Below are 25,358 nucleotides of genomic sequence, written 5' to 3'. Positions count from 1 at the left end.
TCAAAACGACTTTCAAGTACCTCAAAACGACTTTCAAGTACCTCAAAACGACTTTGCAGTACCTCAAAACGACTTTTCAGTACCTCAAAACGACTTTCAAGTACTTTAACCGAGCAGTATTGGTTCTCACCCTAAAATAGAAAAAAGATAACCTGGAATTTTCCTGAGCTTCCACGATGGACAAAAAAGATTACTATAGTGCGAAGTGAAGGATCTCCACTATCGGCAATTAAGACAAAAACTAGGTAAAGCCGATGAATCAGGCGACTAGAAATGTCCTGTGCATGACGGGTATAAAAAAAAGTTTTTCCGGCGTGCCAGCGCTCTGGGGTGTGGATTTTGAACTGAAGGCAGGCGAGATTCATGCACTGGTTGGAGAGAATGGCGCTGGCAAATCGACGCTGATCAAGATTATGACGGGGGCTTACCGACGGGATTCGGGTGTTATAGAGTACGACCAGAAAACCGTGGCATTTCAGAACCCAACCGAAGCGCAGGCGGCAGGCATTGTAGCTGTCTACCAAGAGATCCAGCTGGTGGATTTGAGAACTGTTGCTGAGAATATTTTTCTGGGCAGGGAGCCGCATCGCTTCGGCATCATTGATAGACGGGTGATGAATATTAAGGCTGCCGATATCCTGGAGCGCCTGGGGTTGTATATCGACCCGCACTCAGTGGTTGGTTCGCTGAATATTGCCCATCGCCAGATGGTAGCGATCGCCCGCGCTATATCCTTTGGGGCGCGGGTGCTGATCCTTGATGAACCCACGAGTTCGCTGACGGAAACTGAAGTTTCTGTGCTTTTTGATGTCATGCGGCGGCTAAAGTCGCAAGGGACATCTATCGTCTACGTCAGCCACCGTTTTGAAGAACTTTATGCCGTGTGCGATCGCGTGACGGTACTGCGTGATGGGCGCAATATCGTGACGCGATCGCTCTCTTCGCTGACTCGTCTGGAACTCGTTTGTTTTATGCTAGGTCGTAAACCCGAAGAGGTGAGCAAAGGAGTCACGGCGTTTGCAGGACACTCGCAAAACACGCTAAATCGGCCAGTGCTACTCCAAGCGGAAGCTCTCAAATATAAAAAACGGCTCAATGGTGTTTCCATTGAAATGCGGCATGGCGAAATCGTCGGGATTGCGGGTTTGCTCGGCTCTGGTCGTAGTGAAACAGTGCGTGCCCTATTTGGGGCTGAACCCCTTGAGGGTGGAACTGTAAAACTCGAAGGTAGTCTTTTATCTCTGCGCGATCCTCATGATGCGATCGATGCTGGAATCGCTTTCCTTTCCGAGGATCGCAAGGCAGACGGGATCATCCCTGAGCTTTCGGTGCGCGAAAACCTCACGCTTGCTGCCCTACCGAACCTGACGCGATGGGGCATCGTTTCCAGAAAACAACAGAACAAGCTTGTAGAGCGTTTCATGCAGCGTCTTGATATCAAAGCCGCCAGCGCCGAGCAGAAGATCCACGAACTATCGGGCGGTAATCAGCAGAAGGTGCTTCTGGCACGATGGCTGTGCAAGAATACAAAACTTCTTCTCCTCGATGAGCCAACTCGTGGTATTGATGTTGGTGCAAAGCGAGAGATCCAGCAGCTGATTGCCGAACTAGCACAGCAAGGGCTGGGAGTTCTGATGATTTCCTCGGAAGTGGAAGAATTAGTTGAAGGTTCGCAACGTGTCGTCGTCCTGCGTGACGGGCAGTCAATCGCGGAACTGGGCGGCGAGCAGAAGAATATCAAGGCAATTCTGCACGCAATGGCGGAAGGCGCAGATCGTCAGGAAGTCGTCGGTGGACAATCCCAAACAGAGCAAAACCCAAATGAAGAGCAAGAAGTCTGATCTGGGTTGGGGAACCCTGTGGAACCCAAACTTCGGTGCATTTGCGGCACTTTTAATTCTCTATGTTGCAAACGCCATCTTCACTCCGCGTTTTGCAACAATTAGCAACACATTAAATATGTTGCTCCAAGTATCGACGACAATGTTGGTTGCCGTTGGTATGACCTTTGTCATTGCCTCCCGTGGCATCGACCTGACGGTTGGCTCTACTATGGCATTGGTTTCAGTCATTGTCGCATTGCTGATTAAGTATGGGATGACTGTTGCCATCTTGTTCGCTTTCAGCGCTGCTCTATTGGTTGGTTCGATCAATGGCTTTCTGATCTCACGTCTGAAACTTGATGCCTTGATCGTCACCTTGGCGGCTCTGATCTTATGGCGTGGGATTGCTCAGGTTATCGGGGACGGTAAGCTCGTTCCCTTTGTCAATCCGACATTTGAAGCGCTGGGAAAGGGCTATCTCGGTTCTATACCAATTCAAGTTGTCATTGCGGCAGTAGCGATCGTGGCAGCTTTCTTCTGTATCCGCTCTACACTTTTCGGCCGTCATATCGTCGCAGTTGGCGGCAACGAGGAGGCTGCACGGCTTGCGGGTATCCGTGCGGAGCGCGTGAAATATATAGTCTATATAATTAGCGCCCTGCTTGCTGGGGTTGCCGGACTTGTGGAGACAGCGAGGCTGGGCATGGGCGATCCGAGTAAGGTCGGTGTCAACGCAGAATTTGATGCGATCGCCGCCGTTGTTGTTGGCGGTACGCCCTTCTCCGGTGGACGGGCAAATATCCTCGGCACTGTTGTCGGAGCCTTGCTCATGCAGGTGATTTCCACAAGTTTCAATATGCTGCTGATTCCCTTTACCTGGTCATTAGTTTTGAAATCCGTAATCATTCTTTTCGCCATTTTTTTGCAGCGTCCGAGGGAGGTTTAACGCGTTATGGCTGCTACAAAGTCTTTTGCGCTTACGGGTTTGCGGCGTTTTGCCAAGCTCCTCACCTCCCAGGGTGTGCTACTCATACTCCTTAGTTTGGCTGTTTTCGCATCCTTTCGTTATGAAACCTTCCTGACACCTGTTAATCTGATGAACATCATGCGACAGAATAGTATGCTGGCGATCGTGGCGCTAGGCATGACTGTCGTCATCTTGAGTGGAGGAATCGATCTGTCTGTGGGTTCCCTCGTTGCTCTAGGCGGTGTTGTTACAGCAATGCTTGCCGGACAAGGAAGCTTCGTAGCGATCGCCGCCGGCATTGCTAGTACCACGTTGCTGGGTGTGGTCAATGGTCTTCTCGTGTCTCGCGCACGGCTTCAGCCGTTCGTTGTTACCTTATTCACTGCCAGCGCTGCACGTGGACTGGCGTTGAGCATCACCGAGGAAAAGTCCATTGCAGTATCATCGACAGCATCGGGATTTATTTGGCTGGGTAGGGGATTCATTGGTTGGGTTCCTGTACCTGTGCTGATAGTTGCACTCTTATATTTTGCAGCTTGGTTTATGCTGCACAGAAGCCGATTAGGTTTGCACATATTCGCTATTGGCAACAACGAGGAAGCTTCTCGGCTCATGGGCGTGAACCCAAACCGAGTGAAGCTGGCAGTCTACACATTTAGCGGGTTGCTTTCAGGGCTTGCTGGTATTATTCTCGCAGGCCGTCTAGGGGCGGGTCAGCCTGTCGCTGCCTTTGGCTGGGAGACGGATGCGATCGCTGCCACCGTCATGGGAGGAACGTTTCTCGCAGGGGGTCAAGGGAGCGTGTTTCCGACGCTAGTCGGTGTACTTTTACTAGGAATGATGTACAACCTTTTAAATCTTGAGGGAACCATTACTCCTTGGTGGCAACTCGTACTTCGTGGGGCCTTCTTACTTTTGGTCGTGCTTTTTCAGCAGCGTATTGTGCAGAGAAGCTGAGTTTATTGAAACGGAAGTTGTAGTTGTTCAGAGTTTCTGACTTTGTTCAATGGTTATTGACTCTAAGCGATCGCTTTACTCATGCTCAATTTTACGAAAAACTATCATTAACTTTTAACTGCTGGCAGATGCTTTTTTTCAACTTTCTTACTCTGCATACTCAGCTTTTTCCGCCATGTCTCCATGTAAATGTAAAACACTGGAGTCAGATAGAGAGTTAATATCTGAGAGAACACCAATCCACCAACAATTGCAATCCCCAAAGGACGACGCGCTTCTGAACCTACTCCTGTCCCCAGAGCAATGGGAAGTGTGCCAATTAAAGCTGCCATCGTCGTCATCATAATCGGACGGAAGCGAATCAAGCAAGCGGTATAAATGGCATCAAAGGAATTTTTTCCTTCTTTTCGTTGCGCTTCAATGGCAAAATCCACCAGCATAATCCCGTTTTTCTTGACGATACCCACTAACAGGATAATGCCGATAAAAGAGTAAAGATTTAAATCAACCTGGAAAATCAGCAGCGTCAATAATGCGCCAAAACCCGCCGAAGGCAGACCGGAAAGAATGGTGATTGGGTGAATGAAATCCTCATAGAGGATACCGAGAATCAGATAGATGACTACAATAGACACCAACAACAGCACGCCTAAATCGTTGAAGGACTGTTGAAAAGTTTGGGCTGAACCCTGAAAGCTGGGGGTAATTGTTGAGGGTAATAGCTCACTGGCTGCTTGCTTGATAGCATCTGTAGCCTGACTTAGAGACGTTCCTGGGAGGGTGTCAAAAGAGATAGTTGCAGAGGGGAGTTGAGCAACGTGAGTAACAGTGAGCGGGCCGACACTCTGGGTAATATTAGCGATCGCACTCAAAGGAACCAGTTTCCCAGTACTTGATTGCACATAGAGCATCGATAGGGCGCTAGGATCTCGTTGAAATTCCGGTTTTACTTCCAAGATTACATAGAATTGGTCATTTGGGGTATAAATAGTTGACACCTGGCTAGAACCATAAGCAGCGCTGAGGGTTTGTTCAACTTGTTGAGCGGTAATGCCAAGGGTTGCAGCTTTGTTGTGGTCAAATTTGACTTGGATTTGGGGAGTACTAAGTTGTAAATCACTGTCAACGTTCTGGAGTCCTGGTAGGGTTTTGACTTTATCTACAAGTTTAGGAACATATTGGCGCAGGTCTTGTAAATTTAAACTCTGCAAGGTGAACTGATAAGTAGAATTAGTTTGTTGCCCCCCGATGGGAATAGCTGGCGGAGAACGGAGGAATGTCTTAACCCCAACTACACGTCTCAACTTAGGGGTTAACTCTTGAATGATTTCGTCAGCACTCAGTTGACGTTGAGAACGTGGCTTGAGCCGAATCGTAATTCGCCCGGAGTTCACCGAGGCATTCGGCCCACTTGCACCCACAATTGAGTCAACGGCTTCAATGTTAGGGTCTTGACGAATGATATCAACAACTTTTTGCTGATGACGGCGCATATCATCAAAAGAAATATCTTGCGCTCCTTTGGTGTTAGCCGTCAGTTGTCCGGTGTCTTCGGTTGGAATAAATCCTTTGGGAACGATGACGAACAAATAGACGGTCATTACCAGCAGAATGCCAGAACCAATCAGTGTCATTAAGCGGTATTTTAAGACAGGCTTGAGCGTCCAATCATATCCCCGCAGTAGTAAATCAAATGCCCGTTCTGAGACTCGATACAGCAGATTTGGTCTTTGCTGATGTGAACGCAGAAAACGACTGCACAACATTGGGGTGAGACTGAGGGAAACAAAACCCGAAACCAAAATTGCCACTGCGATCGTCACGGCAAATTCATGAAATAATTTCCCGATTATTCCACTCATGAACATAATCGGGATGAACACCGCCACCAAGGAGAGGGTCATTGACAAAATGGTGAAGCTGATTTCCCTCGATCCCTTCAATGCCGCGTTTAGCGGAGATTCGCCCATTTCCCGATAACGGACGATATTTTCCAACACAACGATCGCATCATCCACGACAAACCCCACGGAAAGGGTCAAAGCCATGAGTGAAAGGTTGTCTAGGGAGAAACCCGACAGATACATTACAGCAAAAGTGCCAATAATTGCTACAGGTAGCGCCAAACTGGGAATTAGGGTAGCTGTTAGATCGCGTAAGAATAAGAAAATAACTAAGACAACTAGACAAACCGAGAGAACCAAGGTAAATTTCACATCATTAACAGAGGCTCGGATGGTTTGGGAGCGATCGTACATAATCCCCATCTCGATAGATTTGGGAACTTGTTCGCGGAGTGTAGGTAAAAGTTCTTGGATAGCATCAACAATTTTTACAGTATTAGCTCCCGGCTGCGGCTGCACAGCGAGAACAACAGAATGGCGATTTGTTACTTTGCGATCGCTATACAAATTTGAGACTTTGACGTTTTGTTCGCTATCAATTACCTGCCCCAAATCCTGGAGCCGCACGGGCGCACCATTCTTATAAGTTACAATCAACTGGCGATAGCTAGCAGCATCGGTGAGTTGACCGTTCGCCTGAATTGTATAACTTTTGTAAGTATCCGAGAGACTGCCTGTAGGTAAGTTGACATTTCCCTGTTGAATTGCAGTTTTTACCTGATTTAGACCAATTCCCCGCGATGCTAACTCTCGCGGGTCAAGCTGGACGCGGACTGCATATTGCTGTTGACCAAAAACCTGTACCTGAGCAACACCATCAATCATCGAAATTGGTTGACCAACTGTTACCTCTGCGTATTCATCAACTGTCGAGATTGGCTGTGTCTCCGAATACATATAGAGGAAGAGAATTGGTGAGACAGATGGGTTAACCTTGCGGTATGTGGGGGGGTGAGGCATTCCGGCGGGTAGTTGTCCTGCGGCGGCTGAGATGGCTGCTTGTACATCTTTGGCGGCATCTTCCACTCTGCGGCTAAAGTCAAATTGTAGGGAAATGTTGGTGCTGCCTGTGGAACTGGTGGAATTGAATGAATTGAGTCCAGCAATTTCGGTAAACTGTCTTTCGAGGGGTGCGGCGACTGAAGATGCCATTGTTTCTGGGGTAGCACCAGGGAGACTAGCGGAGACAGATATAAAAGGATATTCAACGTTGGGTAGGGCACTGATGGGTAACAGTAGATAACTCATGAGACCGAAAATGAGGATACCCATCATTACCAAGGTGGTCATGACCGGACGACGGATGAAGAGTTCTGAAAGGTTCATGAGTTTTGTTCTCCCAGAAATGTGATGGCGATGCGATCGCTTAGTACAGCTTTGCGTAAAATTATGGCGAATTGAGGGTTGAAATTTAAACGCAAAGGGGCGCAGAGGTAAGCGCAGAGGCACGCAGAGATTTCGCTATGAATTAATGAGATGTTGTACTTAGTCTGTGTTGTCTTTAATTTTGAGTTTTGAATTTTGAATTGTTAAATATCACGATCGCCCGCCTGAAAATGAAAATACCCGCCGCAACTTAACTTGATTAAGCTTCTTCCGCCACGATTCCATATATATATAGAACACGGGTGTTAAATACAAGGTCAATATCTGAGAAAACACTAGCCCACCCACAACTGCAATCCCTAAAGGACGGCGAGATTCCGAACCAGCCCCAAATCCGATCGCTATGGGTAAGGTTCCCATTAATGCTGCCATCGTCGTCATCATAATCGGACGGAAGCGCACCAAACAGGCTTGATAAATTGCCTCAGACGGTTTTTTCAATTCTTCTCGCTGGGCAACAATAGCAAAGTCCACCATCATAATCCCGTTTTTCTTCACAATGCCCACTAAAAGAATTATGCCGATGAAGGAATAAACATTCAGTTCAACATGGAATATTATCAGCGTTAACAATGCCCCAAAACCTGCTGATGGCAAACCGGAAAGAATCGTAATTGGGTGAATGAAATCCTCATAGAGAATACCCAGGATTAGATAAATTACTAAGATGGCGATCGCTAACAGTAAACCCAAACTCGGCAGTGAACTTTGAAACACCTGGCTTGCGCCCTGAAAGCTGGTGCTAATGCTCTTAGGAATCACCCGATCGATCAGTTCCTCAATTTCTTGGTTGGCATTTCCCAAAGACGCACCGGGGGCAAGGTTAAAGGAAATAGTAGCAGCGTTCATTCTACCGTTATGATTGACCATTAACGGGCTGACTCCCTGAGATAGTTTGGCGAATGTCTTCAGAGGAACTGCCACTCCTGTGCTGGAGTTAATGTATAAGGTCAACAGAGCATTAATATCTTGCTGATACTGGGGTGCTAATTCCAAAATCACCTGATACTCATTGGTTGCTGCATAGATGGTTGACACTTGGTAGGAACCGTAAGCACTTCTGAGGGTATTTTCAATTTGCTCGGCGGTTATCCCATAAGTTGAGGCTTTATCGCGGTCAATGTCAATTTGAATCTGGGAAGCAAATTGTAAATCGCTGTTGACATCCTGGAGTTCTGGCAAGTTCTTCATCTTCAGAACAAGTTGGGGAACATATTCCTGTAAGGGTTTGACATCAGAACTCTGAAGTGCAACCTGATAAAGTCCTGTGCTTTGTTGAGCGCCAATGGGTATTGCTGGCGGATTTTGTAAGAATACTTGGATGCCTGGAACAGTGGCGAGTTTGGTTCGCAAATTTTGCACGATTTCGTCAGCCCCTAGTTGGCGCTGCGATCGCGGTTTTAACCGAATAAACAAACTCCCGGAATTGGCTGCAACTGCTGCTCCACTGCCATTAGCACTCGCTCCCGCGCCAATATTGGAGTTGACTGCATCTACATTGGGATCTTCACGAATCAGGTTAGCAACTGTCTGCTGATGCTGGACAAGATTATCAAAGGATGCGTCCTCGGCTGCTTGGGTAATACCTGTAATTTGTCCGGTATCTTCGCTAGGAATAAAGCCTTTGGGAACTATCACTAACAGCCCAACTGTCACCGCCAATAGAAAGGCAGATAAAATCATCGTGGTGCGGTGATATTTTAAAACTTTTTTCAGACTCCAATCGTACAAACCGAGGAAGCGATCGAAGACATATTCGGAAGCTTGATATAACCGACTTTGATTAGCATGGTCTACAGGACGCAGAAAACGGCTGCACAACATCGGTGTCAAAGTCAAAGACACAAAACCAGAGACGAGAATTGCAACTGCGATCGTCACTGCAAATTCATGAAATAATCGTCCTAGCACTTCACTCATGAACAACATGGGGATGAAGACTGCAACCAAAGAAAGAGTCATCGATAAAATTGTGAAACCAATTTCTCTCGACCCATTCAACGCCGCTTCTAGGGGACGTTCCCCCATTTCCATGTGACGGACGATATTTTCCAGCATGACGATCGCATCATCCACTACGAAGCCCACCGAAAGGGTCAACGCCATCAGCGATAGGTTATCTAGTGAGTAGTGCAGCAAATACATCACCGCGAAGGTTCCAATCAGCGAAACGGGTAATGCCAAACTGGGAATCACCGTCGCCGAGAGGTTCCGTAAAAAGATGAAAATTACTAAGATAACTAGAGCGATCGTCAGAATCAAAGTAAATCTGACATCATCTACTGAATCTCGAATTGATTGAGACGCATCATAGAGAATACCAATTTCCACGGATGCCGGAATCTGTTCTCGCAAATCCGGGAGCAATTTCTTAATCGTGTCTACGACCTGCACCGTATTGGTTCCGGGCTGTCTTTGAATGGTGAGAATAATGGCGCGAGTATTATTGTACCAGCTTGCCACATTGTCATTTTCTACACTGTCAACAATCCGACCCAGTTGATTGAGATAGATGGGCATTCCATCTTTATAAGAGACAATCAGTTGGCGATAAGCAGCCGCATCCTCAAGTTGTCCGTTGGTTTGGACTGTAAAATTCTTGTGATTTCCTGAAAGACTACCAGTAGGCAAATTGACGTTACCTTGTTGAATCGCCGTCGCCACCTGATCTAGCCCAATTTGCCGCGCTGCCAATTGCTGCGGATCGAGTTGAATTCGAGCCGCATACTTTTGGGAACCATAGACGGCTACCTGTGCCACCCCATTAATTGTAGATAGCTTTTGCGCTAAATAAGTCTCGGCATAATTATCTACCTGGGAAAGCGGCAGAGTCGGAGAATCGAGGTAAAGGTAAAGAATCGGTTGGTCTGCGGGGTTAACTTTGCTGTAGGTGGGAGGATTGGGTAAATCGTTTGCAATTTGCCCCGATGCTCCCGATATCGCCGCTTGCACATCCTGCGCCGCATCATCAATATTCCGACTCAGGTTAAATTGCAGGGTAATTTGAGTCTGTCCCAGAGTGCTAGTTGAGTTGAGCGAATCGAGTCCAGCAATACTAGAAAATTGCTTTTCTAGAGGACGGGCAACCGATGCTGCCATTGTTTCGGGGCTGGCTCCCGGTCGGGAAGCACTTACCTGAATTGTGGGATAATCTACACTTGGTAAATCGCTGATGGGCAGCAAGCGATAACTCATGAAACCGAAGATTAAAATCGCCGCCATTACCAAAGTCGTCATGATCGGGCGACGGATAAATGGTTCTGAAAGGTTCATGAATCACCTCCACCAGAGTTACGGGAATGATTTCTTCTTGGCTGATTCGAGTCATTGCCGCCTTGGGAATTGCCGGCTGTTTTAACGCGAACTTTGCTCCCGGAAACTAGATTCGCTTGACCATCGGTAACAATTTTATCGCCTGGTTGCGGCCCTTTCTGAATCACATCTAGCCCCTGAATGGTGCTGCTAACTGTAACTGGAACGTTTTCTACCGTCATGTCTGGCTTAACTACAAAAACAAATTGCCCATCGGGGCCATTCTGCACGGCTTGGGAAGGAACAACCGTTGCATTTGGTTGTTCAGTCAGCGTTAGGGTTGCGTTGACAAATTGACCGGGAAACAAGTGTCCTTGAGTGTTATCAAAGTCGCCAATTAGTTGAATTGTCCCCGTGGTATTATCAACTGTGTTATTGACAAACGTCAAAGTACCTGGTATTGAATGAGATGGATTATCGGGGAACGTTACATCTACCTTCAGTTTGCCATTCTGCATATACTTTTGTACCTGGGGCAGATTTGTTTCAGGAATGGAAAAAGCAACTTGAATCGGGCGAATTTGGGTGATGGTAACAAGTGGAGTGGTGCTGTTGGCTTGTACCACATTCCCCTGAGTCACGAGAATATTGCCAGCGCGACCATCAATCGGCGCATAAATTTTGGCGTAAGATAATTGCACTTTGGTATTTTCTAATGCTCCTTGGTCGGAAGTGACAACGGCTTGAGCATTAGCGATCGCAGCTCGATCGCCTTGGACAACTGCACCAGCATTAGTCAGCGCCACGCGATCGCTTTTCAAAACTGCTTCAGCATTAGCGATCGCTTCTCGATCTGCTTGTAGGGTTGCTGTAGCCGATTTGCTATTGGAAAGGTATTGCTGTGCTTGATCTAAACTAATCGCGCCCTTTTTATACAATGCACTATAGCGATCGCTCTGTCCCTGAGCAAATTCTGCTTGCGCTTGATCCTTGGCTAAATTCGCCTGGGCTTGTCGCACTAAAGCTTGGTCTTTGACTAAAGTGGCTCTCGCTTGGTCTACCTGACCCAAATCTCTAGTTAACGCATCTCTGGCTTGTTGTACCGAGGCTTGGTCTTTTGCTACAACACCTTGAGCTTGCTGAATTGCAGCAGCTTGCGATCGGTCATCTAGGGTAAACAAAAGTTGTCCCTTTTTCACATCTTGACCTTTCTTGAAATAAACTCCAATAATCCGTCCGCTAGCTTGGGGTGTAATCGATACTGTAGAACCCGCTTGCACATTACCGATCGCCTGCAATTGTATCGGAACCGTTTTTTGTGTCACCATTGCCACAGTTACAGGTGTAACTTGTTGCTTATTACGCCCAGATTTTTCACTTTTGTCTGACTTGGCTGCATCTGCATAGATGCTAAAAAAACCTAGTCCAGCCAGTAATAGTACGCCCAAAATTATCAAAGTAATCTTTTTCTTTTTTGGCGATCGCGGTAGCTCTGGTTGTATACTGTTTTCAGTCAAATCGTTAGAAATTTCATGGTTCATCAGAACCTCCAATGCATTTTAATTAATATTAAAAACCGTGAAATCTTTTACTACCTCAACTGCCGCCGATCCCAATTTCATTTGAGGCGGCACATCTAAATAATTCGTTTTTTCCGGTTTGCTCGATGTGCCTTGTCAAATCATGATGATTTTGTTTATTATAAATCAAACAAATCTATTTTTAAATACGTCTTAAGTAATCATATTTAAAATATTTCATTATTTTAAGGGATAATTTTTCACTTGCGTTTACTTATTATTTCTTAGCTGCCGATATAGAAGGTGGAGAGCTTGTTTTTCTATTTGTCTGACTCGTTCCCGACTAATACCCATGCGCTGACCAATCTGTTCTAGAGAAAGTTCATTTCCATCTATTAAACCAAAGTGTAAGTTTAATATTTCTTGTTGTTGTCTAGATAAACTTGACAATAAGTCTTCAAGTTCCTGATTGAGAGATTGCTCAGTAGTATAACCATTTTGAGAATATCTATAATCTTCGATTAAATCTTCTAACTTAACATCTTTCTCTGAACCAACTTGAAGATCGAGAGAGATAGTTTGACGAGCCAAAGTTAGATATTGTCGAATCTGATTAGGCTCCAAAGCAAGTGCATGAGCAATTTCCGTAGTGGTAGGAACGCGACCAAGTTTTTGAGATAACTCTCGCTGAACGCGCTTAATTTTGTTTAACTTATCATTAATGTGAATCGGTAATCTAATTGCGCGTCCTTGTTGAGCGATCGCTCTGGTAATTCCTTGACGAATCCACCAGTAAACGTAGGTTGAAAATCTGTATCCTAAAGCCGGATTGAATTTTTCAATCCCTCTTTCCAAACCCAAAGTACCTTCTTGAATTAAGTCCATCAGTTCTAAGTTCCGTCTCTGATATTGCTTGGCAATTGACACCACGAGCCGGAGATTAGACGCCATCATTTTCTGCTTGGCTTTTTTCCCTTGATTTAGCTTTTGAAGTAGTTCCTGTTCGCTTAACTGCATCCGAGCAGCCCATTCTGACAGTGTGGGGGTACGATTTAATTCAACAGTCAGTTTTTCGGATTCAGCAAGTATTTTTATCATTTGCTGAACTTGTTGGGCAAAAAAAACTTCTTGCTCTTGGGTTAACAGAGGTATCCGCCCAATTTCTTGAAGATAAACACGTACCGTATCAGTTGTAAATTGAGATGCTTTGCTTGCGTTAGTAGCTTTAGTATCTGGGAATGATGTTAAGTTACTCATGTTGAGTTAGCCTCTGCCGATTAATTGGGGTATTTTTTATTGGGGAAAAAGTGTAAATAATGACTTGATGAACCATAGAGGTTTTTATAAAAGAACCAGGTATCAAGTACTAGTTCCAAAAGAGCAATCAATACCCAAATTGCTAATGAAACAATTACAGGTAGGCTGAGATCGGGAAATTTCCTTTGCAAATCGATAATGCCAAATAGCAGTAAAAATACCAGCGAAACTCCTAGAAGAAATGACAGCTTGACAATTGCGAGAATGAACCGACTCATTTCTAGGATGCGATTGTAAAGCCGGGAAAATCTCTCTAGGATTTCTTCCATATTATTGATGACAAGTAAAATTTGTTGTTGGTGCAGATGGGTAGCTAAGGAGCATTGTTGCTGCACTTGCGTCAATTGATGTTCATTCTTGAAATCATCTAAAAGCTTGTCCCAAGGTAAGACCTGAGAGCTAGTTGACCAAATTGGGAAATCCTTTAAATGTAAGGGAACTAAATAGTTAATCAGAGCGATCAGAGTTTGATCTAAATTACTGAGTTCGGGGGGAAGAGACTGAGTTAGACGAATCAGTTGGTCAATCTGAATCTGAAGTGTATAGTAATCCTCATATCTCCTTTGAGCGATCAACTGACTAGTAAAAGTAAGGAAAACAATTAACACACCCAATAAAGCAGCTAGGGACTGGGATACAGCAGAAAAAAATTCAATCGCTACCTGTTTAGGTACTGTTAGCCAAGGGGCGTTTTCCCGCATAGCAAAAATCAAGGTGGCAACAAATACAAGCCCAACGATCGCTAGCTGATGGTGGGTAACAATAGCTATGATTGTCCGCACTAAAGGAGTGTTGCTGAGTTTAACCAGGATTTGCAAACCTGGGACTGGTTCGCAAATTTGAAGTCGTTGGGCTTTGCGAGTTGACATGATAAAAAGATACAGTTCCTAGCTTGTTAAGGAAGGCAGGAGGCAGATAGCGCAGCGTTAGCGAGTCTGCAAGTAGGTAGGTGGTCACTTCGACTACGCTCAGTGACCACTTACCATGCCGGCTTCATTTCCCACGCTGCAAACTCACATGATTAGCCCCAGACTGAATTAATTTGCTTAGGTCAGCAACAGCGCTAGCATACTGAGGATCGGCTAATGTTCCCAAGGTTCGGTTTTGCACTAATGCTTTCTGTTGTGCCTCGGTTAATGCCACGTTAATATCTGGGGCAATGCCGACATGATTGATATCTCGACCTTTCGGTGTGTAGTATTTAGCGATCGTTAGTTTCAGCCCCGAACCATCTTCTAGTGGCTCTACAGCTTGAACTAAACCTTTACCGAAGGTGCGAGTTCCTACTAAGGTGGCGCGATTGTCGTCTTGTAGCGCTCCCGATAGAATTTCGCTGGCGCTAGCAGATCCCTTATCAACCAGTATCACTAAGGGTTTGTCGGTGAGAGGATGTCCCGATGCATCGTAGCTTTCTTTCACTTGGTCTCGATTTACCAAAGACACGATCGCTCCTTGCTTCAACCACATACTAGCAATTTGCAAACTCGCATCCAGCAGTCCACCTGGATCAGAACGCAAATCTAAAACGTAGCCCTGTACCTGTTGTTTTTCTAATGCTTGAATTGCCCGATGCATCTCTACGGGAGCAGTTTGCGTAAACTCTGGTAAACGGATGTAACCAATCTTACCCACTGTTGTTGTTTGCGTGTTGTAAGTTACAGGATGGATAGCAATATTGGCGCGGGTAAGTTTGAAAGTTTGCGATTGATTGCCCCGTTGAATCATGAGTACTACCTTGGTTCCCACTGGGCCGAGAATCCGCTTCACGGCATCGTCAATTTTCATCCCCTGAGTTTTTTGACCGTTAATTTGGACAATTACATCATCCGGCAAAATACCCGCTTTAAATGCAGGGGTTCCTTGAATTGGGGCGACAACGGTTAAAGCTTTAGTTTTTTCATTCTGTGCCAGTTCCAGCCCTACGCCACTGAGGTTGCCAGAAATATCGTTATTTAAGGCTTTAAATTCTTGCGGGTCAAAAAATTCGGTGTAGCGATCGCCTAATTTCGCCACCATTTCTTCAATTGCTCCATAAGCCTCTTTCTTAGAACTATAGGAACGGCTAATATACTGCTGACGAATTGCTTGCCAATCTTGATGATTAAAGCTGACATCAACATAGTTTTTATCTAAGATTTGCCACACCTCATCCACCAGTTTTTGAGAGCTAGGTTGTGGTTTACCTAGAGCTTTTGAAGTGTAGAGACTAGTTCCTACAAAGATTGTGGCTATAACAGCCAGTTCTATCTTGACGAGCAATTTTTGTTTAAACATACTTTATTTTTTGAAGAATAATACAGAATTCAGAATGTAATCCATAAAGGACTGAAACTCATATAGCAATCTGATTTGATTTCTGAATTAATCGTAGGGACTAGGGACTGGGGGACTGGGGATGGTGGGGCCCCCTCTGGGGATAAGGGGTAATGGGGACTGGGAAGAAGGAATAAAGGTGTACTAAGTTTTTTTCAAAAATCAAATATGAGTCTTATAGTCGCAGATAATTTCTTCTAAATTCTCACAGATTACTCCTGAATTCTGTTTTGATAAAACTGTACAAAACGGTAGAGAATAACGATTGATTTGGAAAGTATAGAACCATTATGCAATCATAATTACGAGTGACAAATGACAAATACTTCGACTACGCTCAGTACAAGTGACCAATGACCAATGACAAATTACGAATTATCTTGAGATTTTCCTTTACGGTGGGGATAGGCAGTCTTAAAAATATCCTGAATTTTAGTCTTTTGTTCAGCAGTAAGATTTAGGCTGAACACTGCTTTACGCATTTTTTCACCTTTTTGTAATTTCGTTGACAATTCCTTTACCTGATCTGGGGTCAGAACGGCCTCAACTTGCTTGCGAATTTCTTCGCGTTTGTGAGCGCGTTCTGGCGTATTCGCTGCCGCAGAGTTTGTCGTAGAAGTATCAGATACCTTTGTGCCAGAATCATTCCCTTGAGACACATCTGGAGATTTAGAACTGGTGCAACCTGTCATTCCTCCAATGAGGATAGTTGCAAGTAGCAGGGTTGGTAAAATTATCTGTTTTTTAATCATTTACTTCTCTGGTTTTTGTTGTGTGTAATAGAACTGTTCTGACTCAATTTCCGTTTATGACTGTTTAGAAGATGTTTGAAAAGTTGCTGATTTACTTACACCAGCTAATCTTAAAAGTTGGCACGAGTTTGCACATGAGCTAGAATTCCTAACTTGACCAGTAAAAAAGTACTCAAATTATTGTGACTTTTTTCCTAATTTAGAAATAATTAATTAGTCGGAACGGCTCTATCGATAGTAGAGACAGATTCGTTATATAGAAGAATGGGTACTAGGTGCTAGGGACTGGGTACTGGGTACTGGGGAAGAAATTATGAGTAAGATTTGGTTGGGGTCTGAATTCCGATTCAAATCTTCCCAATCCCCAGTCCCTAGTCCCTAATCCCCAGTCCCCAGTTCAATATTTCCTTCTAAAATAGTGAAAATACCTATGGTTTTGTTACAAAGACCATTGAGTTGGAATTCTATGGTTAGCTTGACCTACCCATCTTTTCGTCTGTTGCTTTACCTAGAGTGGCTGTTATTAGCCACGGCAGTGTTCATGGAAGTGCTGCTGCCGTTTCAGTTGTCCTGGTCTTTGCCGCTAGGAGTTCTGGCGATCGCAACTTTCAGCTTGATGGGTTTGAGACTACCAATGGTGAAGCTGGAAAGCAAATTAATTTATACAGTCCTGGAATTCGGTTTAATTTTGCTACCAGCCACTCAACATACTTTATCGACTCGCTCCGTTTTCCTGCTGTGTCTGGTATTGGTGATGCGGAGTTGTCTCATATTTAAGCGATCGGGACAGTTGGTCGTCTTAATTTTATCTCTGCTTACTTATGGAACACTACTTTTATCAAAACCGATTGTACCTGAGAATTTTCTGCCAGATAAGCTGATCCTCATGTCTTGGGATTGGCGATTAAGTAATATATTATTGTTTAGCTTAACGTTAGTATTCGCTTTATTGTTAATTAACGCTTTGCTTGCAGAGCGCCAAAGTCGAGAGCAGTTAGAAATTGCCCATCAGCAATTAGAAATCATCAATCAACAACTGTGCCAGTATGCCCTGCGGATTGAAGATCAGGCAACGTTGCAGGAACGCAACCGAATTGCCCGCGAAATTCATGATGGCTTAGGACACACTCTCGCTGCCCAAACCATTCAGATTAATAACACTCTGTTGTTTTGGCAATCAAATAATGACAAAGCATTAACATTTCTCAAACAGGCAAAAGAATTGGGTGCTGAAGCACTCTTAGAAATTCGGCGATCGCTTTCGGTTTTGCGTTCAAATCCTTTGCAAGGGCAATCTCTCAAATCAGCGATTGAAAAACTGCTGATAGATTTTCAGCAAACCACAAGTATTGAACCATCCTGTAAAATCGATCTCCCGCACACCCTACCAACAGAAGTAAACACGGCTTTATTCCGCATTGTGCAAGAATCGCTGACAAATATTTGCAAACACGCTGAGGCAACAAGTGTCACCGTTAAACTTCTGGCTCACGCTGGGATGATTCATCTGTCAATCGAAGACAATGGAAAAGGTTTTAACCCCACTCAAAATACAACCGGGTTTGGATTACAAGGGATGCGAGAACGGTCGATTGCACTGGGCGGTCAGTTAAATCTCCACAGTCAACTAGGAACAGGTTGCTGTATTTCTGTTTCTTTACCACTCTCAAAGCTGTTGGTGTTTTAGCTTATGATTCGGATTTTATTAGTTGACGATCAGCATCTTATTCGCCAGGGACTTAAGAGTATGCTTGAGTCGAATGCAGAGATGCAGGTAATTGGTGAGGCGGAGAATGGACAACGGGCACTCGAACAGATGGCCGCATTGAAACCCGATATTGTACTAATGGATATCCGAATGCCTGTAATGGATGGAGTTGCCACCACAAAAGCGATCGCTCAACAATATCCTGAAATTAAGGTTCTCGTCCTCACCACCTTCGATGATGATGAGTATGTTTTCCAGGCGATGCGGCTGGGTGCAAAGGGCTATTTGCTCAAAGACACCGAACCAGATGAATTAATGTTGGCAATTCGATCCGTCTACAAGGGACAAACCCTACTCGGCCCGGGATTGTTTGAGAAAGCACTCACGCCGATTACTGCACCTGTCCAGTCTGTGCAAACTCCTCCAGAATTAGCGCAACTCACAGCCAGAGAATTAGATGTATTGCGGTTAATTGCTTGTGGAGCCAATAACCGAGAAATTGCCGAATCGCTGTTTCTTTCAGAAAACACTGTTAAAAATTATGTTACTAATATTCTCAGTCGCTTGAGTTTACGCGATCGCACTCAAGCCGCTTTGTTTGCCCATTCGTTGTTTAGTGGACTGAAGTAGAGTCTACTTGGACAAGGGATATATCGTTTACTAAAAAGACAAATAGCTGAGAAACGCAATCGAGAAGGCGTTATATCATGTCAAAGCCATGACTGAAGATTAGCTGTATCTCTGACTGCGTTAGAACTTTGGCGCGTCCGTGCCGATTTATTTTCATCGCTAGACTGTAGACCCTGCGATCCACAGCCTACAACGATTTGACACTTGATCGCGTGGAAACATTGTCTGTATTTGCGGATCAATTGTACTGCGACGGCAAAATGCTTGACTCTATCTACAATCCACGTTCATTTTCCGCAGTGTGCATAAATTGATTTCATTACCCCGATATAAGAAGTAGAAGCAAGGCTTATGTCCTCGCTAATACAAAACCCCGACTTTATTAAGGTGATTTATGTCTGCTGTGATAACTCCCACACAATCAAAAATTTGTCAACGCGTAAGTTCTAGAATAGAGAAAGATGTTATGAATTTTTCAAAACGTTTCTCAACACCTTTAGTATTTTTCTTTTTGACATTTAGCGCATTACCTGCTTTAGCTGATAATTGTTCAGTAGCCGATCGAGTCCCATTGCCACCATGTGTTCAAGCAGATTATGTTGATAATGGAGCTGTTCTAACTAATCGCTGTCCTTATACAGTTACTATAAAAGTTGATATAGCTAACGGTAGCGATCAACGGGTAAATGTTCCTAGCAACGGAGGAAGAAGAGTAGTCAGTACTACAGGAAGGTTTAATTTGAAATGCTGTCCCAAATATAACAAATGTAGGGGGTAGTAGTGGGATTTTGTAAAAAAGTGGACAAAGAGACAACGGGCGACCACCGGGTGTCACCGCCAATAGTTGTAAGCTAAAAGCAGCCTCTATCAATACTTTCAGCAATTTGACCCCGTAGCACCCCCGCGTAGCACGGGTTTTTTTTTGATGGTTGGATGCGATCGCAGGAAATAAACCAATTACGATTGGACAGGGATACAGTACGATAGCTTGGATTCCAGAAGATTCTGGAAGTTGGGCACTACCTTTGAGGCATGAGCGAATCACCAGTTGAGACAGTCCGATTGAGAAAGCAGTTGGACAACTGAAAAAAGTATGCGAGCTAATGCCTTCTAGACCGATTTCTGTTTGGGACAGTGAATATGGTTGTGCCCCGTTTATCCTGAAAACATCTGAGATTGCCACAGATAATAAGAGTACGGTTGCGTTCAAATCTGTGTTTATGGGGTGCACCACCAGCTTATAAAGGTTCGGGTCGTCCTCGAAAACATGGTGCAAAATTTAAACTAAATGAAGCCTCTACATGGGGCGAAGCAGCATCTGTCTTGGAAGTAAATGACCCGAAATTGGGACGAGTTAAAGTCAGTTCGTAGCCCCGCCTGCAAAGAGGGGCTGGGGGTGGGGTGCAATGATTATGGAAATCATAACTAAATTACCCGGACATAATATTAGACAATAAGTCTATTGCACATTGTGTATTAATACACAACAACTGAATATAGATGTTTTGACATACTCTTTCAGGGATAATTCTTGTTATACAGCAGCCTACAGGGAGAACTAAATATGACATCTCCAGAAACGGTTACATGGCTACAAGAACGGACAAGTTTAGGAATTCTCTCGCCTGAAGTATTAAATGCGATCGCTCAAGTAATTGAAGAACAAGTAGTAAGTGCCGAAACTGACTTAGTTAGTGAAGGCAATTCTCCAGAAGCCCTTTATATTCTTGTAGAAGGTCAACTCGAAAGCAATACCACCAATCAAAACAACCCAGCTTTAGCTTGTGGATTTCTCCCCGGTGCAGTGATTGAACTCAAAGAATTGCTGTTGGATGAATCAACTCCATTCACAATTACGACAGTAACCGAATGTCACTTGTGGGTTGTACCTGCTGCTAAATTTCGGGAATTAGTCACTCAATACCCCGAAATTACTCAGGCTTTTTCGCGTCAATTGGCTCAAGAATTAGCTCAGGTAACATCTGCACTTGGCTATGAACAAGAACGTTCTATTGCCTTGCGTCCATATCTAGTCACCAAAGCACAACGCGGAATTGTCGGTACAAGTCGCTATGCTGTGCGGTTGCGGGAGCAAATTCGAGAAGCAGCTGCCGATCGCAAATCAGTAGATATTTTCGGAGAACCAGGGTTAGAAAAAGACAATATAGCAGCTCTCATCCACTTTGGTTCTCCCAAACGGCGAGAACCAATTATTAAAGTAAATTGTGGTATTCTCCAAACTAGCGGTGCAGATTTATTTGGTCGTGCTGGCGGCAAACCAGGGTTGTTGGAATGGTTGGGAGAAGGTACTCTAGTTCTCAACAATATCCAAGAATTGCCCGAAGAATTATTACCTGCGGTGACGGAGCTGCTCAAAACTGGTAAATATACCCCCGTCAGTCGTTCTGGAGATTCAACACCCGAACCTCGTCCCAGTCAAGCCAGAATTCTGATTGTTTCAGAAAAAACTCAGCCGACAGTTGAACGTTTTGTTGGTCACATTATTAAAGTGCCACCGCTACGGGTGCGGAAAGCTGATATTCAGACACAGGTCGAATATTATACCAGTCTTTATACACGCTCTAGAGGGATTTCTAAACCGCACATTACCCCAGAAGCTTTGCGTCGCCTCCAGTCTTATGATTTTCCTGGCAATCTCAGGGAATTGAAAAATCTGGTAGAAAGAGCGATTGCCCAAGCTGAGGGTGCAAATGAATTAACAGAAGAAATTTTCTGGCAAGCCGAAACTAAGAAAAAACGATTTCGGGTAAATCTGTTAAATGCCTATCCTAATTTGCGGCGATTTTTACGTAGTGACTGGTGGCCCGATCGCATTAATTATGGTTTTACTGCAACGGCTTTTGCGATTATTGTGGCAATATTATTTATTGGGCCGCAAACCCGCGATCGCAATTTCGTCTTAAATCTATTTTGGGCTTGGTGGTGGCCTTTCTTCTTGTTTCTCTTTCCCTTTTTGGGTCGTATTTGGTGTTCTGTTTGTCCCTTCATGATTTATGGAGAAATCACCCAAAAGCTCTCTTTATGGCTGTGGCCTCGAAAACTCAAGCGCTGGCCGAGAGAACAAGCTGAAAAATGGGGCGGATGGTTCCTCTTTGGTTTATTTACCCTAATTTTCTTATGGGAAGAACTCTGGCATTTAGAAAATACAGCTTACCTCAGCGCTTGTTTGCTGCTATTAATTACTGCTGGGGCAATGATTTTCTCGGCTATTTTTGAGCGGCGGTTTTGGTGTCGCTATCTCTGTCCCATCGGCGGGATGAATGGTTTATTTGCCAAACTCTCAATGACGGAACTCCGGGCACAGCAAGGGATATGTTCTGCCAGTTGCACCACTTATCAGTGTTATAAAGGCGGGCCGCAAAAGGGCGAAGGTATGGAAACGAATGGATGTCCTTTATACTCACATCCAGCCCAATTAGAAGATAACCGAGATTGCGTACTGTGCATGACTTGCCTGAAAGCTTGTCCCCATCGCTCCGTTGAGTTCAACTTGCGTCCCCCTGGAATTGAATTGTGGACAACTCATGTACCCCGTACTTATGAAGTAGCATTATTGTTATTGCTGTTGGGTGGTATATATTTACATCGCTTGCCAGAATTGCAATCTTGGTTAGGCTTACAACTGGATTTAACTGATTTTTGGCAGCACTTGGGATTATCGCTGCTAGTGTTAATTATTCCAGCAGCTTTTACCATTGGCGCTTATAGCTTGTTCCAACTGTTCAACGCTAACCGTAAGCCTCGAAAATTTGTAGAGCTTGCATATAGCTATCTCCCATTAGTTTTAGGGGGAAACTTAGCTCACTATCTGCGTTTGGGCTTGGGCGAAGGCGGACGGATTTTACCCGTAACCTTTGCGACACTTGGTTTGAGTGGCGAACAATTGCCAATATTAGTTGCTCACCCTGCTGTGATTGCCTTTTTGCAAGGTGCAACGATAATTTTCTCCGTGTTAATGACTATGGTATTAACACAAAAAATTGCCAAGCAACCAGTGCGATCGCTCATACTGCAACACCTAGCAGCGATCGCTTTGGGAGTTAGTATGTGGGCAATTATCGTCTTTTGAGCTTTACATCTTCCACCAGGCGGTTTTTAATCGCCTGGGCTAGGTGGAAAATGTGAGTTAAGAACATTCTTCCCTACGAACGTGATAGAAAATACTTATAGGATTTATGATTTTTGACTCATAGTGTAAGGATTACAGATAATGCACGTTATAAAAAGAGCGATCAAACCTGCAACTTATATATCATTCCTCCACATCTACCAAACGACTTGGGGGACTGCTGGTGATATTTGTTTAATCCGTGAATCTGTAGCTAATGATAGTACAGCGAAGTTTATCGGGCACAAAATCCAATTAGTAGTTCCAAAAGGGCTAGAGCGCGATCGCATTGCCAACTGTCCAATAATTAAAGTTGCGGGTAATGTCGGCGACGGACATCCAAAAGAACACCCATTGGAATGGGAGGCTTATGAAGGTGTAAGTGAAGAAATAGCTTTAGCGGCTCTCAAACCTTGGGGCTTCAAGTTAATTGAACTCTAATGTATCAAACCAGGCTTCTAAATCCGCGATCGCCTGAAAATCCAATAATGCTTCACCGAGATTTTCTAATTGTTCTAAAGAGAGAGTTTCAATCCGGTCTAGCACCTCTTGGGGTAATTCTCCCACCCGTCGAGTAAGTTGACGGAGAATGAGCAATTGCCCTTCTGCTTTTCGTCCTTCTTCCCGTCCTCGTTGTTCGCCGCGTTGTTCGCCGCGTTGTTCGCCTTCAGCGAGAATTTCTTGATAAATTACTGACTCGCGCATCATACCCTCCCGAAATAATTGTCGAATCAAGTCTTGATTGTATTTTAACCCCGCTAAGATTTGGGTATAAGCGGAAATTTCTGGTCGTTGTCTTGGCTCAAGTTGATTAACTTTGCTCACAACTTGTTGCAATAATGTTTGGGGTTGCGTGGTTGCTGTCAGTGGTGCTAACGGTAACAAAGCAGGATCGTTGAGGAATGGTTCGGGATTTTCTTCCCATAAGCGAATCACGCGATATTCATGACGGGTAGTTTCGACACAGAAGACAGTTTCAATTACTGTTCCTGGTGCAGGGGGAAGCAATAATACGACAACTTGCGTTATTGGTAGACGATACAAACGATACAAGCGTACCCAATAATCTAGCATCCGCAAGGGTAGGGGTGGCGTAGATTCTAGTTTGGTTTGAAATTCCAGGTGGAGAATGCGTCCTTGTAATTGTAAAAAAGTGACATAATCAGCGCGAATTGGTTCGATACTCAATTCGGTTTTGAGTACTGTGACGGAAGTTTGCGGTGTACCTAATACCCAACTGGCAAAGGTAGCAGGATGTTTTTCGGACAGGAGTTTGCAGAGGTTATCAAAAGACATTAGCGATCGCTAACAATCAAACGAGGTATTGTTATTATCTCGTGCAGTGGTTTGAGTAGGCGATGTCTATGATGGTCGTTGCATATTTGCGGCATGATTTTACTATTTTTGTGGGATGGGCATCTTGCCCGTCCCTTGTATTTAAGGGCGGGCAGGATGCCCACCCCACAAGAATCATCCCTTAATTCAGCAACGCTTCTTTTTAAATTCCTGTAATAATTACATTAATATTCCATTTCTAGCTAGGTTGAGTTATCAGACGATAAAAAGATAACTGTAGCGGTTCCTGATTTACTAGTAAAAAACCTAACTCCCTTCTCTTTCCCTACCAAAACAAGGGCAGAAAGAGCCTTTATATCTAAAAAAATTACGAATTACGAATTACGAATTACGAATTATACAAATGTATTTGCACATAATTAAAAAGCGATCGTCGCCTTTTTTCATTTTTCCCTTTATCCTGCTGTTGACTCTCCTCCTCGCCCTACCTTGGGTAAGTGCTAAAGAACAGCCTAAGCCCAAGCCAGAAGCGTGGCAGATTAACGGTATTGTTGCTGCCCTTGATGATGGACATAACGGAGTAAAGGGGTATGCATTCAACAAATTAGTTGAATATGATCTAAAAGATTTAAAATCTTTGGGAAAGAAACCGGAAGATATTGCTCAGAAAGCTGCCAAAATCCTCAAGGATAAAACCGTTGACTCAAATGTTCGTAGAGATGCAGCACAGGCATTGGGAAATCTGGGAGAGGCAGCCAAACCCTACGTCAAAGACATTGCTGACATCCTCAAGGATAAATCCGTTGACTCAAATGTTCGTTCTGATGCAGCATCGGCATTGGCAAATCTGGGGGAGGCAGCCAAACCCTACGTCAAAGACATCCTCGACTTCCTCAAGGATAAAACCGTTGACTCAATTGTTCGTTCCGGTGCAGCATCGGCATTGGGAAATCTGAGAGAGGCAGCCAAACCCTATGTCAAAGACATCCTCGACTTCCTCAAGGATAAAACCGTTGACTCAATTGTTCGTTCCGGTGCAGCATCGGCATTGGGAAATCTGGGAGAGGCAGCCAAACCCTACGTCAAAGACATCGCTGACATCCTCAAGGATAAAACCGTTGACTCAAGTGTTCGTTCCGGTGCAGCATCGGCATTGGGAAATCTGGGGGAGGCTGCCAAACCCTACGTCAAAGACATCCTCGACATCCTCAAGGATAAAACCGTTAACCCCTATGATCGTTCCGGTGCAGCAGAGGCATTGGCGAATTTGGGGGAGGCTGCCAAACCCTATGTCAAAGACATCCTCGACTTCCTCAAGGATAAAACCGTTGACTCAATTGTTCGTTCCGGTGCAGCATCGGCATTGGGAAATCTGGGAGAGGCAGCCAAACCCTACGTCAAAGA

The 25,358-nt window shown here is 44.6% G+C and carries 18 protein-coding genes; 9 read left to right on the top strand and 9 right to left on the bottom strand.

The features are described 5' to 3' along the window. The first annotated feature begins 254 nt into the window (after positions 1-254). The 3 genes from RMX89_RS18500 to RMX89_RS18490 all read left to right on the top strand — a co-directional run bounded on the left by RMX89_RS18500 (position 255) and on the right by RMX89_RS18490 (position 3,747). Positions 255-1,841, top strand: coding sequence for a sugar ABC transporter ATP-binding protein (locus tag RMX89_RS18500; RefSeq protein WP_322689956.1), 1,587 nt, complete (start codon positions 255-257; stop codon positions 1,839-1,841). After that, positions 1,822-2,769 carry an ABC transporter permease gene (locus RMX89_RS18495; RefSeq protein ID WP_322689955.1) on the top strand — a complete coding sequence of 316 codons (948 nt, stop codon included), beginning with the start codon at positions 1,822-1,824 and terminating at the stop codon, positions 2,767-2,769. The genes RMX89_RS18500 and RMX89_RS18495 overlap by 20 nt, the downstream gene beginning before the upstream one ends. A 159-nt stretch (positions 2,770-2,928) precedes the next feature. Continuing rightward, on the top strand, positions 2,929-3,747 hold the full coding sequence (locus RMX89_RS18490) for an ABC transporter permease (protein WP_322689954.1): 819 nt from the start codon (positions 2,929-2,931) through the stop codon (positions 3,745-3,747). 107 nt (positions 3,748-3,854) lie between these two features. Here RMX89_RS18490 and RMX89_RS18485 read toward each other — a convergent pair whose 3' ends face one another. From RMX89_RS18485 to RMX89_RS18455, 7 genes are all read right to left on the bottom strand, one after another. Continuing rightward, entirely contained in the window at positions 3,855-6,977 is a 3,123-nt protein-coding gene (locus RMX89_RS18485; RefSeq protein ID WP_322689953.1) for an efflux RND transporter permease subunit, read from the bottom strand. Positions 6,978-7,187: 210 nt separating this feature from the next. Beyond that, the gene (locus RMX89_RS18480) at positions 7,188-10,310 is read right to left on the bottom strand and encodes an efflux RND transporter permease subunit (protein WP_322689952.1); all 3,123 of its coding nucleotides are present in this window, start codon (positions 10,308-10,310) and stop codon (positions 7,188-7,190) included. Further along, the gene (locus RMX89_RS18475; RefSeq protein WP_322689951.1) at positions 10,307-11,830 is read right to left on the bottom strand and encodes an efflux RND transporter periplasmic adaptor subunit; all 1,524 of its coding nucleotides are present in this window, start codon (positions 11,828-11,830) and stop codon (positions 10,307-10,309) included. Before RMX89_RS18475 ends, RMX89_RS18480 begins: the two co-directional genes overlap by 4 nt. A 249-nt stretch (positions 11,831-12,079) precedes the next feature. After that, on the bottom strand, positions 12,080-13,066 hold the full coding sequence (locus tag RMX89_RS18470; RefSeq protein ID WP_322689950.1) for an RNA polymerase sigma factor, RpoD/SigA family: 987 nt from the start codon (positions 13,064-13,066) through the stop codon (positions 12,080-12,082). A 20-nt stretch (positions 13,067-13,086) separates the two neighbouring features. Then, complete coding sequence (locus tag RMX89_RS18465; RefSeq protein ID WP_322689949.1) at positions 13,087-13,995, bottom strand: hypothetical protein; 909 nt, start codon at positions 13,993-13,995, stop codon at positions 13,087-13,089. A 124-nt stretch (positions 13,996-14,119) separates the two neighbouring features. Continuing rightward, positions 14,120-15,400: a S41 family peptidase gene (locus RMX89_RS18460; protein ID WP_322689948.1), complete on the bottom strand. Its 1,281-nt coding sequence runs from the start codon at positions 15,398-15,400 to the stop codon at positions 14,120-14,122. A gap of 407 nt (positions 15,401-15,807) precedes the next feature. Further along, a complete protein-coding gene (locus RMX89_RS18455; protein WP_322675494.1) occupies positions 15,808-16,191 on the bottom strand; it encodes a hypothetical protein in 384 nt (127 codons plus the stop codon). A 466-nt stretch (positions 16,192-16,657) separates the two neighbouring features. Here RMX89_RS18455 and RMX89_RS18450 point away from each other — a divergent pair, with 466 nt between their 5' ends. Both RMX89_RS18450 and RMX89_RS18445 read left to right on the top strand, forming a co-directional pair. After that, complete coding sequence (locus RMX89_RS18450; protein ID WP_322682197.1) at positions 16,658-17,878, top strand: sensor histidine kinase; 1,221 nt, start codon at positions 16,658-16,660, stop codon at positions 17,876-17,878. 3 nt (positions 17,879-17,881) lie between these two features. Then, positions 17,882-18,529, top strand: coding sequence for a response regulator transcription factor (locus RMX89_RS18445; RefSeq protein ID WP_322689947.1), 648 nt, complete (start codon positions 17,882-17,884; stop codon positions 18,527-18,529). A gap of 616 nt (positions 18,530-19,145) precedes the next feature. Here RMX89_RS18445 and RMX89_RS18440 read toward each other — a convergent pair. Then, complete coding sequence (locus RMX89_RS18440) at positions 19,146-19,739, bottom strand: hypothetical protein (protein WP_322675497.1); 594 nt, start codon at positions 19,737-19,739, stop codon at positions 19,146-19,148. On the opposite strand from RMX89_RS18440, the gene RMX89_RS18435 reads away from it, so the two are divergent. The 3 genes from RMX89_RS18435 to RMX89_RS18425 all read left to right on the top strand — a co-directional run bounded on the left by RMX89_RS18435 (position 19,730) and on the right by RMX89_RS18425 (position 23,099). Further along, entirely contained in the window at positions 19,730-19,900 is a 171-nt protein-coding gene (locus RMX89_RS18435) for a hypothetical protein (RefSeq protein ID WP_322689946.1), read from the top strand. The two genes, RMX89_RS18440 and RMX89_RS18435, sit on opposite strands and share 10 nt — an antisense overlap. 193 nt (positions 19,901-20,093) lie before the next feature. Further along, a complete protein-coding gene (locus RMX89_RS18430) occupies positions 20,094-22,619 on the top strand; it encodes a cyclic nucleotide-binding domain-containing protein (protein ID WP_322689945.1) in 2,526 nt (841 codons plus the stop codon). 141 nt (positions 22,620-22,760) lie between these two features. After that, positions 22,761-23,099 carry a hypothetical protein gene (locus tag RMX89_RS18425; protein WP_322675499.1) on the top strand — a complete coding sequence of 113 codons (339 nt, stop codon included), beginning with the start codon at positions 22,761-22,763 and terminating at the stop codon, positions 23,097-23,099. Here the strand turns inward: RMX89_RS18425 and RMX89_RS18420 are convergent. Then, a complete protein-coding gene (locus tag RMX89_RS18420; protein ID WP_322689944.1) occupies positions 23,085-23,954 on the bottom strand; it encodes an Rpn family recombination-promoting nuclease/putative transposase in 870 nt (289 codons plus the stop codon). The genes RMX89_RS18425 and RMX89_RS18420 overlap by 15 nt on opposite strands. Before the next feature lie 403 nt (positions 23,955-24,357). Between RMX89_RS18420 and RMX89_RS18415 the strand changes: the two genes are divergently transcribed. After that, on the top strand, positions 24,358-25,358 hold a 1,001-nt coding region (locus RMX89_RS18415), incomplete at its 3' end, for a HEAT repeat domain-containing protein (RefSeq protein ID WP_322689943.1).

It is taken from the genome of Nostoc sp. DedSLP04, assembly GCF_034530775.1.
Classification (GTDB): Bacteria; Cyanobacteriota; Cyanobacteriia; order Cyanobacteriales; family Nostocaceae; genus Nostoc.
This window is presented reverse-complemented; position numbering and strand designations above follow the sequence as displayed.

Excerpts from the sequence above, each read along its gene's own strand:
- RMX89_RS18500 (WP_322689956.1), top strand. The coding sequence starts at position 255 with ATGAATCAGGCGACTAGAAATGTCCTGTGCATGACGGGTATAAAAAAA.
- RMX89_RS18495 (WP_322689955.1), top strand. The coding sequence starts at position 1,822 with ATGAAGAGCAAGAAGTCTGATCTGGGTTGGGGAACCCTGTGGAACCCA.
- RMX89_RS18490 (WP_322689954.1), top strand. The coding sequence starts at position 2,929 with ATGCGACAGAATAGTATGCTGGCGATCGTGGCGCTAGGCATGACTGTC.
- RMX89_RS18485 (WP_322689953.1), bottom strand. The coding sequence starts at position 6,977 with ATGAACCTTTCAGAACTCTTCATCCGTCGTCCGGTCATGACCACCTTG.
- RMX89_RS18480 (WP_322689952.1), bottom strand. The coding sequence starts at position 10,310 with ATGAACCTTTCAGAACCATTTATCCGTCGCCCGATCATGACGACTTTG.
- RMX89_RS18475 (WP_322689951.1), bottom strand. The coding sequence starts at position 11,830 with ATGAACCATGAAATTTCTAACGATTTGACTGAAAACAGTATACAACCA.
- RMX89_RS18470 (WP_322689950.1), bottom strand. The coding sequence starts at position 13,066 with ATGAGTAACTTAACATCATTCCCAGATACTAAAGCTACTAACGCAAGC.
- RMX89_RS18465 (WP_322689949.1), bottom strand. The coding sequence starts at position 13,995 with ATGTCAACTCGCAAAGCCCAACGACTTCAAATTTGCGAACCAGTCCCA.
- RMX89_RS18460 (WP_322689948.1), bottom strand. The coding sequence starts at position 15,400 with ATGTTTAAACAAAAATTGCTCGTCAAGATAGAACTGGCTGTTATAGCC.
- RMX89_RS18455 (WP_322675494.1), bottom strand. The coding sequence starts at position 16,191 with ATGATTAAAAAACAGATAATTTTACCAACCCTGCTACTTGCAACTATC.
- RMX89_RS18450 (WP_322682197.1), top strand. The coding sequence starts at position 16,658 with ATGGTTAGCTTGACCTACCCATCTTTTCGTCTGTTGCTTTACCTAGAG.
- RMX89_RS18445 (WP_322689947.1), top strand. The coding sequence starts at position 17,882 with ATGATTCGGATTTTATTAGTTGACGATCAGCATCTTATTCGCCAGGGA.
- RMX89_RS18430 (WP_322689945.1), top strand. The coding sequence starts at position 20,094 with ATGACATCTCCAGAAACGGTTACATGGCTACAAGAACGGACAAGTTTA.
- RMX89_RS18425 (WP_322675499.1), top strand. The coding sequence starts at position 22,761 with ATGCACGTTATAAAAAGAGCGATCAAACCTGCAACTTATATATCATTC.
- RMX89_RS18420 (WP_322689944.1), bottom strand. The coding sequence starts at position 23,954 with ATGTCTTTTGATAACCTCTGCAAACTCCTGTCCGAAAAACATCCTGCT.